Source organism: Vannielia litorea, assembly GCF_900142295.1.
Lineage (GTDB): Bacteria > Pseudomonadota > Alphaproteobacteria > Rhodobacterales > Rhodobacteraceae > Vannielia > Vannielia litorea.
The window spans coordinates 2,595,709-2,610,284 of record NZ_FSRL01000001.1; the positions used below are offsets into that span (position 1 = coordinate 2,595,709).

Genomic DNA, 14,576 nt, shown 5'->3' on the forward strand with positions numbered 1-14,576 from the left:
TGAAGGACAAGCTCGACAGGCGCCCGAACGCCCGCTTAACGAACCGGGTTCAGCCCTTCGTGCGGAGCATGATATCCACGGAGACGGCGGCAATGATGACGACGCCGGCAATGACGATCTTCCAGTCCTCCAGCACCCCCATGACCCGCAGGCCATTGGTCAGGACAGACATGATGAAGGCGCCGATGATGGTGCCCAGAACCGTGCCGCGCCCGCCGGGGAGCGAGGTGCCCCCGATCACCGCCGCCGCAATGGCATCGAGCTCGTAGCCGAGGCCCAGCGCCGGTTCCCGGCGTGGCGATGAAGGGCGGGATCTTGAGCTTGGCGATGCAGCCGCTCGAAATCGAGCCCATGAAGCCGCCGAAGAGGATCGCGCCGGCAATCCCGAAGGGCAGCGGCAGGCCGAGGTTGGTGAGGATGATGCCCGAGATCACTGCCGTCAGCGTCATCATCGTGCCCACCGACAGGTCGATCCTTCGGGCTGTCGATCCGGCGCGGTGCCCCGTGCACATGGATCGTGCCGCTCTCCAGCGGATCGGCGCCAAAGATCACCCGCGCCACCTCCGTCCGGCCCGCGCCCATGAGCCCCGCAAACCCGAGGATCTCGCCCTTGCGGAGCGCAAAGCTCACGTTTCGCACCATCCGGCCCCGGTTCAGCCCCTCGACGCGCAGCACTTTCTCGGCCTGCGCCTGCCCGCCCGCGCGGTGCTGGCCTTGTGCTGCGGGGGCCCTCCTCCACGAAAGCCAGGCCGCACGGCGGGTTGCGGTAACATCCGAAACGCTGACTGCCCCTGGGGCAACAGGGATTTCGCGATTTCATCTCATCCTTGCACGGCGCCCCTGTGCCACCGGCGCCGCCTCGTCTAGAACCGGGTCAACCCAAGGGAGGACGCGATGACCAAAGGAACACTCGGCAAGGGCGGGTCGGCCGTCAGCTCCATCTGCTTCGGTACCTCGGCGCTGGGCGACATGCCCGATACCTACGGCTACGCGGTGAGCGAAGACCGCGCCGCCGCCACCCTCCGCGCCATCTTCGACGGCCCCTGCAACTTCATCGACAGCTCGCGCAACTACGGCTTCGGCCGCTCCGAAGAGCGCATCGGCGCCGCCATCGCCGAACGCGGCGGGCTTCCGCAAGGCTTCGTGCTGGCCACCAAGCTCGACCGCGACATGGAGACAGGCCGGTTCGATGCGGCCCGCGTCCGCCAGTCGATCGAGGAGAGCCTCACCGCGCTGGGCGTGGACCGGGTGGACCTTCTGCACCTGCACGACCCCGAGCACGCCCGCGACCTCTCCGAGATCACCGGCGAGGGCGGCGCGCTCGACGAGCTCTTCAAGCTGAAGGACGAGGGCATCGCCGGCAAGGTCGGCCTCGCCATGGGCCGGCTCGACATCATGTTTCCGCTGGTCCGCGAGCGCCCCTTCGACGTGATCCTGAGCCACAACCGCTACACCCTGCTCAACCGCGCCGCCGACGAGATGTTCAGCTGGGCGCATGAGGCCGGGATGACCGTGCTCAACGCGGCCCCCTATGCCGGCGGCGTGCTGGCCAAGGGCTCGGCGGTCATGCCCCAGATCACCTACCAGAAGGCCGATGAAGCCGCCCTCGCCCCGGTCCGCGCCATCGAGGCGGTCTGCGCCCGCCACCAGGTGCCACCCGGCGCCGTGGCGCTGCAATTCTCGCTGCGTGACCCGCGCATCACCTCCACGGTCATCGGCGTGTCGAGCCCCGAGCGCGTGGCGCAAACCCTGGGCTGGTCGGAGTGGGACATTCCCGCCGAGGTCTGGGCGGAGCTGGAGGGCCTCGGCCATTCCACCGAGGACCCGGAGGCCAACCGCGAGTATCGCCCCGGCTAGGGCAGGTAGAACACCTGCTCCATCCCGGCCCACCACTCGCCCTCGGCCCGGCTTTGCAAGGGCAGCTGAATCGGCCCGCAGATGGCCCACCACTCCCGCGTCTTCGGATCGTCGGCGATGGCTGCAATGTCGGCCGCGAAATCCTCGCCGACATACTCCCAGTAGCCGAACATCAGGTTCTCCGGCTCGCGCAGGAAGATCGAGTAGTTGGTGATGTTCGACGCCTTGATCCGCTCGGCCACCTCGGGCCAGACCTCGGCGTGGAGCCGCTTGTATTCGGGGATCTTCTCCGCCGCGATCCCGATCACGAAACCCATCCGCTGCATGTCTCTTCCCTTCAGTCTTCCAACCCGTAGAACCGCCGCGCCGTGCCGCCGAACACGGCGGCCTGCTCGGCCTCGCTCAGGCCCCGCGTCAGCGCCTGCGCGGCCTCGAACCAGCCCTCGTAATCGCCGACCAGCTCCAGCACCGGCCAGTCGCTGCCCCACATCACGCGCTCGGGGCCGAAGACCTTGAGCACATGGCCCGCCACCTCGCGCAGGGTCTCGGCTCTCCAGCCGGGGCCGTATTCGTTGGCCAGCCCGGAGAGCTTGCAGAAGACCTGCCCATGCGCCGCCAGCGCCGCCATGCGCTCGCGCCACGCCGCGCCCGGATCGGTGCCGTCGAACGCGGGCTTGGCGCAATGGTCGATCACCACCGGCAGTTCCGGCACCACGGTCACGAAACGCTCCAGCATCGGCAGGTGGCGCGGGGTGACGAGGGCATCGAACCTCAGCCCCGCCCGCGCGACCTGGCGCAGCCCCTCCACCACGGCGGGGCGCAGCAGCCATTCGGTCTCCTCGATATCCTGCAGCATCGGGCGCAGGCTCTTCAGCGCCGGATGGGAGATGCGCGCAAGCTGGCCCGGCACGTCGCCCTCGAGGTCGATCCAGCCCACCACGCCCTGCACCAGCGGGCTCTCCTCGGCGATGGAGAGCAGAAACTCGGTTTCCTCCATCGTCGGTGCAGCCTGCACCAGCACGGTGCCGCCCAGGCCGCAGGCCCCGGCCAGAGGCACCAGCTGCTCCGGGCCATAATCCTTGCGGATCGCCGCCACCGAGTCGTCCATCCAGCCGTAGTCGCCCCGGTCGATCCTCCAGAAATGTTGATGCGCGTCGATCTTCATGGCGGCCCTCCCCCCGCGAAGGTTTCCGCCGGGCGCCATGCTGTCAATGGCGCAGGCGCCCGGGCGCCACACGGCCCCGCCAGCCAGAGGCGCGTTGCATGTCGGGTGCGCCCTCGCCATGGTGCGCCCCGAACGCACCCCAGCCCGAGGCCGCCCATGTCCGACCGTTTTTCCCTGCAAGGCCGCAAGGCGCTGGTCACCGGGGCCAATGCCGGCATCGGCCAGGCCATCGCCATAGGCCTCGCCCGCGCGGGCGCCCATGTCACCTGCGCCGGGCGGCGCGGCTGCGGCGAGACGCTGGAGAAGATCGGCAGCGGCGGCGACGAGATCCGGCTCGATTTAGCCGACCCGATGGCCGCGCGCGACGTGTTCACCGGCACGGGCTACGACATTCTCGTCAACAACGCCGGCATCATCCGCCGCGCCGATGCGGTGGCCTTCACCGAGGCCGACTGGGACGAGGTGATCGACGTGAACCTGAAGGCCCTCTTCTTCACCTGCCAGGCCTTCGCCCGGGCCGCGCTCGCCGCGGAGCGCCCGGCAAAGATCGTCAACATCGCATCTCTCCTGAGCTTCCAGGGTGGCATCCGGGTGCCGAGCTACACCGCCTCCAAGCACGGCGTGGCCGGGCTGACCAAGCTCATGGCCAACGAATGGGCAGCAAGGCGCGTGAACGTGAACGCCATCGCGCCGGGCTACATCGAAACCGCCAACACCGAGGCCCTGCGTGCCGACCGCGCCCGCAACGCCGCCATCCTCGAGCGCATCCCCGCCGGCCGCTGGGGCCAGCCCGAGGACATCGCCGATACGGCGGTCTTTCTCGCGGCGCCTGCGTCGGACTACCTGCACGGCGCGGTCATCAACGTCGACGGCGGCTGGCTCGCCCGCTGAGCCCGCCCGCTTCCCCTCCCCCCGCCGCCCCGCTAGTCTCGCCCCCGGAGGACCGCCGATGTATTTCAACCCGCCCCCGCTCACCCACGCCTTCGACCTCACGGTGGAGCTCGACCCGATCATGGAGATGGGGCCGGGCCGCGCCGGGCAGCGCCGGATCATCCCGATCATCGGCGGCACCGTCACCGGCGCGCGGATCAACGGCGAGGTGCTGAACCTGGGCGCCGACTGGCAGACGATCTTCGAGGGCGGCCTCACTGAGCTCGACACCCGCTACGCCATGCGCACCCATGACGGCGCAGTGATCGAGATCGTCAACTTCGGCCTCCGGCACGGCCCGCCCGAGGTGATGGCCCGCGTCGCGGCGGGCGACAACGTGGACCCCTCGGAGTATTACATGCGCACCCATTGCCGGCTGGAAACCGGCGATCCGCGCTACGCCTGGGTCAACCGTCAGCTCTTCGTCGGCATCGGCGGCCGCCATACCGCCCGCGTCGAAATCTCGGTCTACGAGCTGTCATGAAGGGCCCCGGTCCCGCCGACGCGCCCGGCTTCTGGCTCGACGATGACGCGCATCGCGACTGGCTCGCCGCCGATGCGCTGAGGCAGTTCGAGTTCTTCCGCAAGGCGCTCCGCAAGGACGGCGGCTTTCATGCCCTTGACTGGAAGGGCAAACCGCTGCGCAGCAAGCTCCAGGAGCTGCACGGCACCACCCGGATGATCCATGCCTACGCGCTGGCCGAGCTTTGCGGCGCGGGCGGTGCGGAGATCGTCGACCACGGCATGAAATATCTCGCTCAGGGCCACCGCGACGGAGAGGGATGGGCCTGGGGCGTCGAGGGTTCGGCCCCCACCGACCGCCGCCGCATGGCCTATGGCCATGTCTTCGTGCTGCTCGCCGGTTCCTCCGCCCACCTCATCGGCCACCCCGACGGACAGGCCCTGATCGAGCAGGCCACCGAGGTGCTGACAGATCACTTCTGGGAGGAGGAGCCCGGTCTCTTCGGCCCCGATTTCGGGCCCGACTGGACCCCGCTCGACAGCTATCGTGGCATGAACGCAAACATGCACGGGGTCGAGGCCTTGCTCGCCGCCTACGAGGCCACCGGCTGGGAGCACTACCTGCGCCGCGCGGGCAGCATCCTCGCCTTCTTCCTCGGCCGGATGGCCCCCGCCCACGGCTGGCGCATTCCCGAGCATTACACCGCCGACTGGTCGGTGGATCCCGGCTACGACGGCGACCCGATGTTCCGCCCCGCAGGCACCACGCCCGGGCACAGCCTCGAGTTTGCCCGGCTTCTGCTCCAGCACTGGGATCTCTCCGGCCGCCCCGAGAACGAGGCGCCCTCGGTGGCCCACGACCTGGCCCAGCAGGCCCTCACCGACGGCTGGGCCGAGGAGGGCGGGCTGATCTACACGGTCGGCCTGGACGGCACGCCGCTGCTGCCCGACCGCTACTGGTGGCCCGTCACCGAGGGCATCGGCGTGCTGGCCTCGCTGATCAAGCTCGACCGGCAGGAGGTTTACGAGGCGTGGTACCGGCGGCTCTGGACCTTCGCCCACGCGCATTTCATCGACCACAAGCGCGGCGGATGGTTCCCCGCGCTGGACGCCAGGGGCAAGCCGACCGAAAGCCAGTTCAAGGGCAAGCCCGATATCTACCATGCGCTTCAGGCCACGCTCTACCCGCTGGCCCCCGGCCTCTCGCGCCAGGGCACCGCGCTGCCGGTGATCAAGCCCTAGCCCGCGCGTCCGCCGGGCTCAGGCCACCCGCTGCCCGTGGCTCCAGACCGCCCGCACCACCGGCGTGTCGCCCAGCATGGTGACGCGCACCAGGTCGGCCCTCAGTCCCGGCGCGATCCGGCCCCGGTCGGCAAGGCCGGTGGCCCGGGCCGGGCTGGAGGTGACGGCGGCGATGGCGCGCGGCAGGTCGCCCCAGAGCCGGGCCAGCCGGAAGGCGGCGGTGAGCAGCGCCGAGGGCACATAGTCCGACGAGACGATGTCGAGCAGCCCGGCCTCGGCCAGAGCCTGCGCCGCCACGTTGCCCGAGTGCGAGCCGCCCCGGATCAGGTTGGGCGCGCCCATCATCACCGCGATCCCCCGGGCCCGGCAGGCCCTCGCGGCCTCTTCCGTGGTCGGAAATTCCGCCAGCCGGATGCCGTAGCCTGCCGAGGTGGCCACATGGGCCTCGGTCGTGTCGTCATGGCTGGCCAGCACCGCGCCGAAACGCCCGGCCGCGGCCACCGTCGCCGCCTCGTGGGCCTCTCCATGGGCCGCGCGCAGCGCCTTGAGGTTGGCCACATGCGCCTCCCATTGGGCCTCGGTCAGGCTGCGCTTGCCCTGCACATAGGCCTTCAGCTTGCCGATATCGCGAAACTGCCTCTGCCCCGGCGTGTGGTCCATCAGGCTGACGATCCCGACCCGGTCATCGGGCCCGAAGGCCCCGAGCTCCTCGGCCAGGGTGGCCGAGCAGACCTCGGCCCGCAGGTGCAGGAAATGGCTGATCTTCAGCGCCCCGGCCGCACGAAGCTGCATCAGCTCGCTGGCCAGCCCGCGCGCGTAGGGTTCGTATCCGCCGTGCTCGTTGGGCACCGACCCCACCCGCATGGCGTCGAACACCGTCGTGATCCCCACGCTGGCCAACTCTCCGTCATGGGCGAGGATTGCCGCATCATGCGGCCAGTCGACCCGCGGGCGCGGCTGGATGTGGCGCTCCAGATTGTCGGTGTGCAGCTCGATCAGGCCCGGGATCAGCAGGTCGCCGCCCAGGTCCTCGCCCCGCGCCGCGCCTGACGAGACGTCGGTGATCTCTCCGCCGCGAAACCGCACCGCCCCCTCGCGCACCTCGCCCTCCAATACGATGCGGGCATTGGTCAGAACCGTCTCCGCCGGGGCAGCCATGTCCATCATGGGGTGGTCTCCTTCAGGTCGAGGGCGGCGAGGAGCCGGGCCACAGACTCCTCCAGCGCGCCCGAATTGTCGATGGTGATCACGTCGAGGCCCGGCGGCAGGGGCAGGTCGGCGCGCGCGAGCCGCCGCTCGATCTCCTCGGCGCTCTCCCGGCCCCGCGCCGCGAGCCGCGCCCGCAGCACCTCCCGGCGGGCGGTGACATGCAGCACCCGCAGGCCCGGAAAGGCCGCCGCCGCCGCCTCCAGCATCGCGCGGCTGCCGTTGAACAGCACGCAACCGCGCCGCTCCACGGCCTCCCGCGGGATGCCGTAGGAGAGGCCGTGGGCGCTCCAGCTCAGGGCAAAGGCCCCCTGCGCCCGGAGCGCGCGAAAGGTGCTCTCGGTCACCGGCCGGTGATCCTCGCCCACCGCCGCCTCCCGTGTCACCACCCGGCGCACCAGGTGGATCTCGGGCCGCGCCGCGCGGGCCGCCGCCATCAGCGTATCCTTCCCTGCCCCCGAAGGGCCGACGACCGCGTAAATGCTCATGCCGCCCTCGCCGGGGTAAAGCCCGTCACATCCACCACCCGGTCACAAACCCGGTTGCGCGCCCCCTCGTCGTGGAAGATGCCCACGATCGCCGCGCCCCGTGCCTTGGCCTCCTCGATCAGCCCCAGAACCACCTCGCGATTGGTGGCGTCGAGCGAGGCGGTGGGCTCGTCGAGCAGCAGCGCCGGGAAGGGGTGGGCAAAGCCGCGGGCGATGTTCACCCGCTGCTGCTCGCCGCCCGAGAAGGTGGTGGGCGACAATCCCCAGAGGGTCGGCGGGATGTTCAGCCGGGTCAGCAGGCCTTCGGCCCGCGCCAGCGCCTCGTCCCGGCCGCGCCCCAGCGCCAGGAGCGGCTCGGCCACCACCTCGCGGGTCGGTACCCGCGGCACCACGCGCAGGAACTGGCTCACGTAGCCCAGCACCTCCCGCCGCAGCGCGAGAATCTCGCGCGGCTCGGCGCGGGCCACATCGGTGCCGCCCACCCGGATCGCGCCGGAGGCAGCCAGGTAGTTGCCCCAGATCATCCGCATCAGGGTGCTCTTGCCCGCGCCGCTCTCGCCGGTAAGCGCCACGCACTCGCCGGGCGCCACCGAAAGCGAGGCCCCACGCATCACCTCGATCACCGCGCCGCCCTGGTTGTGCAGGGTGAAGCTCTTTGAAACGTTGCTGATCTCGATCATGTCACACCTGCAGGACGGAGCTGACAAGCAGCTGGGTATAGGGATGCTGCGGATCGTCAAGCACCTGGTCGGTCAGGCCGGTCTCCACCACGCGGCCCGATTTCATCACCATCAGCCGATGCGCCAGCAGACGCACCACGGCGAGGTCATGGGTGACGATGAGCGCCGAGAGGCCCATCTCGCGCACCAGCCCGCGCAGCAGGTCGAGCAGCCGGGCCTGCACGCTCACGTCGAGCCCGCCGGTGGGCTCGTCCATGAACACGAGCCGGGGGCCGGTGACGAGGTTGCGGGCGATCTGAAGCCGCTGCTGCATCCCGCCCGAAAACGCGCGGGGCCGGTCGTCGATCCGGTCTTCGGTGATCTCCACCCGGCCCAGCCAGTCGGTCGCCGTCTCGCGGATCTGGCCGTAGTGCCGTGCGCCCACCGCCATCAGCCGCTCGCCCACGTTGCCCCCCGCGCTCACGCTCATACGGAGCCCGTCCCGCGGGTTCTGATGGACAAAGGCCCAATCGGTGCGCCCCAGCATCCGCCGCTCCGGCTCGCTCATGGTCACCGTGTCGCGCGGGCCGTCGGCGCGGGTGTCAAAGATCACCTCGCCCCGATCCGGGGTCAGATGCCCGGCAAGGCAGGAGAGCAGGGTGGACTTGCCGGAGCCACTCTCCCCCACGATGCCCATCACCTCGCCCGGATAGAGATCGAAGCTGACATCGGTGCAGCCGATGCGCGTGCCGTAGGTCTTGCGGATATCCCGGACCGAAAGCAGGGGCGTCATGCGGCGTCCTCCTGCCGTGAGACACAATAGTCGGTATCGGAACACACGAACATCCTGGCCCCCGCGTCGTCGGTGATGATCTCATCGAGATAGGTGTCGGACGCGCCGCACAGGGCGCAGTCATGCGGGGCCTTGCCCGCCACGAAGGGATGATCCTCGAAATCGAGGCTCACCACGCGGCTGTAGGGCGGGATCGCGTAGATCCGCTGCTCGCGGCCCGCACCGAAGAGCTGGATCGCGGCCATCTCCATCTTGGGGTTGTCGAACTTGGGGATGGGCGAGGGGTCCATCACGTAGCGGCCCTCTACCTTGACCGGGTAGGCATAGGCAGTGGCGATCTCGCCGTGGCGCGCGATGTCTTCGTAGAGCTTGACGTGCATCAGCCCGTAGTCCTCCAGCGCATGCATCCGCCGCGTCTCGGTTTCGCGCGGCTCCAGAAACCGCAGCGGCTCCGGGATCGGCACCTGGTAGACCAGGATCTGCCCCTCGGTGAGCGGGGTCTCGGGAATCCGGTGGCGGGTCTGGATCACCGTGGCCTCGGCTGTGCGCTCCGTCGTCTCCACCCCCGCTGTCCGCTCGAAGAACTTGCGGATGGAGACCGCGTTCGTGGTGTCGTCCGCACCCTGGTCGATCACCTTGAACCGGTCGTCGGGGGTGAGGCAGGCCGCGCTCACCTGCACGCCGCCGGTGCCCCAGCCATAGGGCATGGGCATCTCGCGCGAGGCGAAGGGCACCTGGTAGCCGGGAATCGCGATGCCTTTCAGGATCGCGCGGCGGATCATCCGCTTGGTCTCCTCGTCGAGATAGGCAAAGGTGTAGTCGCTCATTCCGCCGCCTCCTTGTGCTGCGCCGCCTGCGCCTCGGCGCGCAGCCTGCGCACCAGCTCCAGCTCGGCCTGGAAATCCACGTAATGCGGCAGCTTTATGTGCTCCAGAAAGCCGGTGGCCTGGATGTTGTCGCTATGCGCGATCACGAACTCCTCGTCCTGCGCGGGGGCGCCGAGGTTGTCTTCGCCCAGTTCCTCCCAGCGCAGCGCGCGATCTACCAGCGCCATAGCAATGGCCTTGCGCTCGGTCTGGCCAAAGACGAGGCCATAGCCCCGGGTAAACTGCGGCGGCTCGGTCCGGGAGCCGGTGAACTGGTTCACCGTCTCGCACTCCGTCAGCACCACCTCGCCGATCTCCACCGCGAAGCCCAGCTCGGGGATCTCCACTTCCACCGGCACCGCGCCGATCCGCAGCTCGCCCACGAAGGGGTGGTTGCGGCCATAGCCGCGCTGGGTCGAATAGGCCATCGACAGCACAAAGCCCTCGTCCCCCCGGGTCAGCGCCTGAAGGCGCAGCGGGCGCCCTGCCGGAAACTCCAGTGGCGCGCGGGTGAGGTCGGGCGGGGTCTCGTCGCCTGCCTCCTCCTGCTGGATCAGCCCGTCGCGGCTCAGCATCTCGGTGATGCGCGGCATGGGGGCCGCCTCGCCCGGCGCCTCCCGCGCCACCGGCGGCTCGCCCTCGGCAGCCAGCGCAAAGTCGATCAGCCGGTGGGTGTAGTCGAAGGTCGGGCCCAGCACCTGCCCGCCGGGGGCATCCTTGAACGTCGCACTGATGCGCCGGTCGCAGGCCATCTCGCCGGTCTCCATCGGACTGGCCGAGCCGAAGCGCGGCAGGGTTGTCCGGTAGGCCCGGATCAGGAAGATCGCCTCGATCAGGTCGCCCCGCGCCTGCTTGATCGCCAGCGCGGCCAGGTCGGGGTCATAAAGCGAGCCCTCCGCCATCACCCGGTTCACCGCCAGCGCCATCTGCTCGCGGATCTGCGCCACGCTCAGCTCGGGCACCGCCACATCGCCGCGCCGCTCCTCGGCCAGCCAGGCGTGGGCCGCATCAATCGCCCGTTCGCCGCCCTTTACCGCAACATACATGGCACTACCCCTCCACCCGCGTGCTGCGCGGCAGGCCGGCCAGCCGGTCGCCCGCGCAGAAGATGAAATCCAACCCGAGCGGAAACTGCGCCCGGTTCACCCGGAAGGCGTCCACCTCGGGCAGCGACAGATGCGCCTCGTGCGCGATCCCGGGGCCGGTGAGCCTGGCGCCCAGGGTGTCCAGCCGCGCCACCTCCACGACCAGCGTGGCCGAGCGGTCGGGGTACTCCGGCGTGCCCGGCGCATAGGCCCCGAGTGGCCCCAGCGCCGCCCAGCCGCCGAAGGCGAACATGGCCGCGCCACGCGCCACCACAGGCGCACCGGTGTGAAAGGCCAGCCACTGGCGCAGGCCCGGGCTGTCCACGTCCTCGGCCAGAAACACCGGCGTGGTGCCATCGACCAGCGTCAGCGCCACCACCGAGGCGGCAACCGAGAGCCCCGGCGCCTGCGCACCTGTCACCGCCTCGATCCGCCCGGGCCGCGCCATCGCTTCCAGCACCGCGCGAAAGGCATGCGCGGCCTCGACCGGCGCATCGGTAAAACCGCCTTCGAGCACCTGGCTCATGCGTCCTCTCCCCTGACCAGCGTGAAGAACTCAACCTTGGTGGCCGCCGCCCGGGCTGCGCGAGCCTTGCGCGCCTCGGCCCGGGCCGCGGCCAGGGGGTCAAGCACCAGGCGCCTGACATCGCCCGCCCGCCCCGTCTGCATCAGCGCATCGCAGAGCGCCGCCCGCTCGGCATGCCCCTTGTCGCGGCCCTGCACCCAGGCATGGCCCACCTCGCCGCTCTCCAGCCTCAGCGCACAGCGCGTCACCGTGATTTCTCCGAGGTTGAAGGGCGCGCCGGTGCCGCCCATCCGGCCCGGCACCATCACTCCGCCCACCTGCGGCGCCCGCAGCCAGCTGAAGCCGGGCAAGGCGCCCAGCGCCTCCACCGCCGCCGCCAGGGCCGCCGGTTTGGCGGTGGCCAGGGTGCCCATCCAATCCTTGCGTGTTTCGCTCATGAGACAACTTGCCGATTTGTCGAGATATCTATACAACTAGACAAATAATAGGCCCGAGGCGCCCCTGCGTCCAGCGCCGTTTCATGAAGTTTCGGTAACAGCCATGGCCCGCACCCCCGCGCGAACCCCCGTCTGGAAGTCTATCGCCGCCACCCTCGAAGGCGAAATCGCCCAGGGCCTCTACCGCGCGGGCGAGAAGCTGCCCACCGAGGCCGCGCTTGCCGCCCGTTTCGGGGTCAACCGCCACACCGTGCGCCGCGCGCTCGGCGCGATGGCCGAGGCCGGGGTCGTCCGCTCCCGGCGCGGCTCGGGCGTCTTCGTCGAGGCCCCGCCCACCGAATACCCCATCGGCCGCCGCGTGCGCTTTCACCAGAACATCCGCGCCTCGGGCCGCCTGCCCGAAAAGCGCGTGCTGCGGGTCGAGACCCGCCCGCCGACCGAGGCCGAGGCGGCCGCCCTCGGCCTCGCGCCCGAGGCGCTGGTGGTGGTCTACGAGGGCCTCTCGCTGTCATCCGGCACGCCCATCGCCCATTTCACCTCCACCTTCCCCGCCGCCCGCTTTCCCGGTCTCGCCGCGCGCCTCGCCGAGACCTCCTCCGTCACCGAGGCGCTCCGGCTCGAGGGCCTCGCCGACTACATCCGCGCCGAAACCCGCCTCACCGCCGAGCGGGCCAGCCCCACCCAGGCCCTGCACCTTAGGCTCCGCGAGGGCGATCCGCTGCTCAAGACAACCGGGCTGAACCGCGACCTCGAGGGCCATCCGGTGGAACACGGCGAAACCTGGTTCGCCGGCGACCGGGTGGTTCTGACGGTGGCCCACGATGCGCCCGCCGAGGCGCAATGATCCGCCAGTGTGCGGGAATCGTTAACCTTTCCGTCACGCTGCCGATACAATGCCGCGGCAGACTGGCAGCAAATCCGAGAGCAGGCAGACCCGCATGACACGCCCCCTCCCTCCCCTGCGCCTCACCCACGGCGCGGTGCTGACCGGCCCGACGCTCGAAGAGCGCGCCCTGACGCTGGCCTGCGGACGCCTCACCGAAGGCCCCGCGCCCGAGGTCGACCTTTCGGGCTACCTCGTGCTCCCCGGCATCATCGACCTGCACGGCGACGGGTTCGAGCACCAGATCGCGCCGCGCAGCTCGGCCCAGCTCCCGCTTGCCCCGGCACTCTCCGCCGTCGACCGCGACGCCGCCGCCCATGGCGTCACCACCCTCTGGCTCGCCCAGGGCTGGAGCTGGGAGGGCGGCCGCCGCGACCCCGACTTCGCCGAGGCACTGCTGGCGGCGCTCTCCGAGGTGCGCCCGAGCCTGCTCACCGACATGCGCGTTCAACTCCGCTGCGAAACCCACATGCCCGAGAGCGCCGAGCGGATGCTCGCCGCGATCCGCCGCTGGGGTATCGACTACGTGGTCTTCAACAACCACATGCAGGAGGCAGAGCTCTGGCTCGCCGAGCGACCGCAGGCGCTGGCCTCCTGGGCCGAAAAGCGCGGCCAGACCGTCGAGGCCTTCACCGCCCGCATCCTCGCCGCCCGCGATGCCGCGCCCCGTGTGCCGCGCCACCTGTGCAACCTCGCCCGCGCCTTCGACGACCTCGGCCTGCGCTACGGCTCCCACGACGACCCGGATGGCGAGACCCGCGAGCGGATGCACATCCTCGGCGCCACCATCTGCGAGTTTCCCACCCATGCCTCCGCGGCCAAGGTGGCCCGTGCCAACGGCGACCCGGTGCTGATGGGGGCGCCCAACGTGGTGCGCGGCGGCTCGCAGTCGGGCGGTGTCTCGGCCCGGAGCCTCGTGGCCCGCGGCCTCTGCGACGCGCTGGTGAGCGACTACCACCTGCCCTGCCTCGCCGCCGCCGCCTGGGCGCTGGCCGATGCGGGCACCCTGCCCTTCCACGCCGCCTGGGAGCTGATCTCGACCCGCCCAGCCGCCATCATGGGCCTGAACGACCGCGGCCACCTCTCCGATGGCACGCGGGCCGACCTGGTGATCGTCGAGGCCGAAAGCCGCCGGATCGAGGCCACCTTCTGCGCCGGCCGGCTGGCTCACCTCTCCGGCGCGCTCGCGGCGCGGTTTCTCGCCCGCCCAGAGGCCGCGCGCGCCCTGGCCGCCGAATAGCCCGCAGGGCGGTCGCTGCACCCCTCACGCGTATTTCTCCAGAAAGGCCTCCGCGCTCAGGGTGCGAAAATCGCCCAGCGCCGCCCGGATCGCCTCATGCGACCAGTGCCACCAGGCCAGCGCCATGAGCCGCTCGGCCACCGCCTCGGGCTGCCGCCGCCGCAGCACCCGCGCCGGGTTGCCCGCGACGATCACATAGGGCGCCACGTCCCTTGTCACGATCGCGCCCGCGGCAACCACGGCCCCATGCCCCACGGTGACCTCGGGCTTCACCATCGCACCGTGGCCGATCCAGGTGTCATGCCCGACCACGGCCCGCCGCGCCCGCCGCCGCTCGAACCATTCGGCATCGTCCTCCGCATCCTCCCAGAGCGCGGCCGAGCGATACATGAAGTGATGCAGCGAGGCCCGGTCCAGCGGATGATCGGTTGCGCCCACACGGACGAAACTGGCGATATTGGCGAACTTTCCCACGGATGCGTTGGCGATGTCGCAATAGCGGTCGCAGTAGGCGTAGTCGCCGAACTCCGACCACGCCACCCGGCTGCCCCGCTTGACCTCGCAGAAACGGCCGAAGCTGGAACCCTCGATATCGCAGTCGGGCTCGATCACCGGCTCCTGTTCAGACAGCCGCATGCCGCCCCAAGGAAAAGTCTTGGTCAGGAATTTTCCGACCCCCGGAATTTTCAGGAAAATCTTGTCCGCGCAGAAGAATTCTCGCGCAAGTTCCTGGCTGC

Annotated in this window: 19 protein-coding genes; 6 read left to right on the plus strand and 13 right to left on the minus strand. The window is 70.2% G+C overall.

The genetic code is table 11. The features are described from left to right. Positions 1 to 49: 49 nt before the first annotated feature. Positions 50 to 241: a hypothetical protein gene (locus BUR94_RS20820; protein ID WP_245794458.1), complete on the minus strand. Its 192-nt coding sequence runs from the start codon at positions 239 to 241 to the stop codon at positions 50 to 52. After that, entirely contained in the window at positions 238 to 675 is a 438-nt protein-coding gene (locus BUR94_RS20825; RefSeq protein WP_245794460.1) for an ATP-binding cassette domain-containing protein, read from the minus strand. Before BUR94_RS20825 ends, BUR94_RS20820 begins: the two co-directional genes overlap by 4 nt. Before the next feature lie 219 nt (positions 676 to 894). Here BUR94_RS20825 and BUR94_RS12605 point away from each other — a divergent pair, with 219 nt between their 5' ends. Next, complete coding sequence (locus tag BUR94_RS12605; RefSeq protein WP_074256559.1) at positions 895 to 1,857, plus strand: aldo/keto reductase; 963 nt, start codon at positions 895 to 897, stop codon at positions 1,855 to 1,857. On the opposite strand, the gene BUR94_RS12610 is transcribed toward BUR94_RS12605, so the two are convergent. Both BUR94_RS12610 and BUR94_RS12615 read right to left on the minus strand, forming a co-directional pair. Next, positions 1,854 to 2,183, minus strand: coding sequence for an L-rhamnose mutarotase (locus BUR94_RS12610; protein WP_074256560.1), 330 nt, complete (start codon positions 2,181 to 2,183; stop codon positions 1,854 to 1,856). The genes BUR94_RS12605 and BUR94_RS12610 overlap by 4 nt on opposite strands. An 11-nt stretch (positions 2,184 to 2,194) precedes the next feature. Next, positions 2,195 to 3,022 carry an amidohydrolase family protein gene (locus BUR94_RS12615; protein ID WP_074256561.1) on the minus strand — a complete coding sequence of 276 codons (828 nt, stop codon included), beginning with the start codon at positions 3,020 to 3,022 and terminating at the stop codon, positions 2,195 to 2,197. Positions 3,023 to 3,178: 156 nt separating this feature from the next. On the opposite strand from BUR94_RS12615, the gene kduD reads away from it, so the two are divergent. The 3 genes from kduD to BUR94_RS12630 are packed head-to-tail and all read left to right on the plus strand — an operon-like array spanning position 3,179 to position 5,656. Further along, entirely contained in the window at positions 3,179 to 3,913 is a 735-nt protein-coding gene (kduD, locus tag BUR94_RS12620; protein WP_074256562.1) for a 2-dehydro-3-deoxy-D-gluconate 5-dehydrogenase KduD, read from the plus strand. 58 nt (positions 3,914 to 3,971) lie between these two features. Continuing rightward, the gene (locus BUR94_RS12625; protein WP_074256563.1) at positions 3,972 to 4,436 is read left to right on the plus strand and encodes a DUF3237 domain-containing protein; all 465 of its coding nucleotides are present in this window, start codon (positions 3,972 to 3,974) and stop codon (positions 4,434 to 4,436) included. After that, positions 4,433 to 5,656 (plus strand): AGE family epimerase/isomerase, encoded by a 1,224-nt coding sequence (locus tag BUR94_RS12630; RefSeq protein ID WP_074256564.1) that lies wholly within the window; start codon positions 4,433 to 4,435, stop codon positions 5,654 to 5,656. Before BUR94_RS12625 ends, BUR94_RS12630 begins: the two co-directional genes overlap by 4 nt. Positions 5,657 to 5,674: 18 nt before the next feature. Here BUR94_RS12630 and BUR94_RS12635 read toward each other — a convergent pair whose 3' ends face one another. From BUR94_RS12635 to phnG, 8 genes are read right to left on the minus strand one after another with little or no spacing between them, the layout of a single operon-like run. Next, positions 5,675 to 6,823, minus strand: coding sequence for an alpha-D-ribose 1-methylphosphonate 5-triphosphate diphosphatase (locus tag BUR94_RS12635; protein ID WP_074256565.1), 1,149 nt, complete (start codon positions 6,821 to 6,823; stop codon positions 5,675 to 5,677). Continuing rightward, positions 6,820 to 7,350, minus strand: a complete 531-nt coding sequence (phnN, locus tag BUR94_RS12640; protein WP_074256566.1) for a phosphonate metabolism protein/1,5-bisphosphokinase (PRPP-forming) PhnN — start codon at positions 7,348 to 7,350, stop codon at positions 6,820 to 6,822. Before phnN ends, BUR94_RS12635 begins: the two co-directional genes overlap by 4 nt. Next, positions 7,347 to 8,030, minus strand: a complete 684-nt coding sequence (gene phnL, locus BUR94_RS12645; RefSeq protein WP_074256567.1) for a phosphonate C-P lyase system protein PhnL — start codon at positions 8,028 to 8,030, stop codon at positions 7,347 to 7,349. Before phnL ends, phnN begins: the two co-directional genes overlap by 4 nt. Position 8,031: 1 nt before the next feature. Next, positions 8,032 to 8,802 carry a phosphonate C-P lyase system protein PhnK gene (phnK, locus tag BUR94_RS12650; RefSeq protein WP_074256568.1) on the minus strand — a complete coding sequence of 257 codons (771 nt, stop codon included), beginning with the start codon at positions 8,800 to 8,802 and terminating at the stop codon, positions 8,032 to 8,034. Next, positions 8,799 to 9,629: an alpha-D-ribose 1-methylphosphonate 5-phosphate C-P-lyase PhnJ gene (locus BUR94_RS12655; RefSeq protein ID WP_074256569.1), complete on the minus strand. Its 831-nt coding sequence runs from the start codon at positions 9,627 to 9,629 to the stop codon at positions 8,799 to 8,801. The genes phnK and BUR94_RS12655 overlap by 4 nt, the downstream gene beginning before the upstream one ends. Continuing rightward, positions 9,626 to 10,714, minus strand: a complete 1,089-nt coding sequence (locus tag BUR94_RS12660; protein WP_074256570.1) for a carbon-phosphorus lyase complex subunit — start codon at positions 10,712 to 10,714, stop codon at positions 9,626 to 9,628. Before BUR94_RS12660 ends, BUR94_RS12655 begins: the two co-directional genes overlap by 4 nt. Positions 10,715 to 10,718: 4 nt before the next feature. Beyond that, positions 10,719 to 11,279 carry a phosphonate C-P lyase system protein PhnH gene (phnH, locus tag BUR94_RS12665; RefSeq protein WP_074256571.1) on the minus strand — a complete coding sequence of 187 codons (561 nt, stop codon included), beginning with the start codon at positions 11,277 to 11,279 and terminating at the stop codon, positions 10,719 to 10,721. After that, positions 11,276 to 11,716 carry a phosphonate C-P lyase system protein PhnG gene (gene phnG, locus BUR94_RS12670; protein WP_074256572.1) on the minus strand — a complete coding sequence of 147 codons (441 nt, stop codon included), beginning with the start codon at positions 11,714 to 11,716 and terminating at the stop codon, positions 11,276 to 11,278. Before phnG ends, phnH begins: the two co-directional genes overlap by 4 nt. Before the next feature lie 103 nt (positions 11,717 to 11,819). Between phnG and phnF the strand changes: the two genes are divergently transcribed. Beyond that, entirely contained in the window at positions 11,820 to 12,560 is a 741-nt protein-coding gene (gene phnF, locus BUR94_RS12675; RefSeq protein ID WP_074256573.1) for a phosphonate metabolism transcriptional regulator PhnF, read from the plus strand. Positions 12,561 to 12,654: 94 nt separating this feature from the next. Continuing rightward, on the plus strand, positions 12,655 to 13,839 hold the full coding sequence (locus BUR94_RS12680) for an alpha-D-ribose 1-methylphosphonate 5-triphosphate diphosphatase (protein WP_074256574.1): 1,185 nt from the start codon (positions 12,655 to 12,657) through the stop codon (positions 13,837 to 13,839). A gap of 24 nt (positions 13,840 to 13,863) precedes the next feature. Here BUR94_RS12680 and BUR94_RS12685 read toward each other — a convergent pair whose 3' ends face one another. Beyond that, a complete protein-coding gene (locus BUR94_RS12685) occupies positions 13,864 to 14,475 on the minus strand; it encodes an LbetaH domain-containing protein (RefSeq protein WP_074256575.1) in 612 nt (203 codons plus the stop codon). Positions 14,476 to 14,576 lie beyond the last annotated feature (101 nt).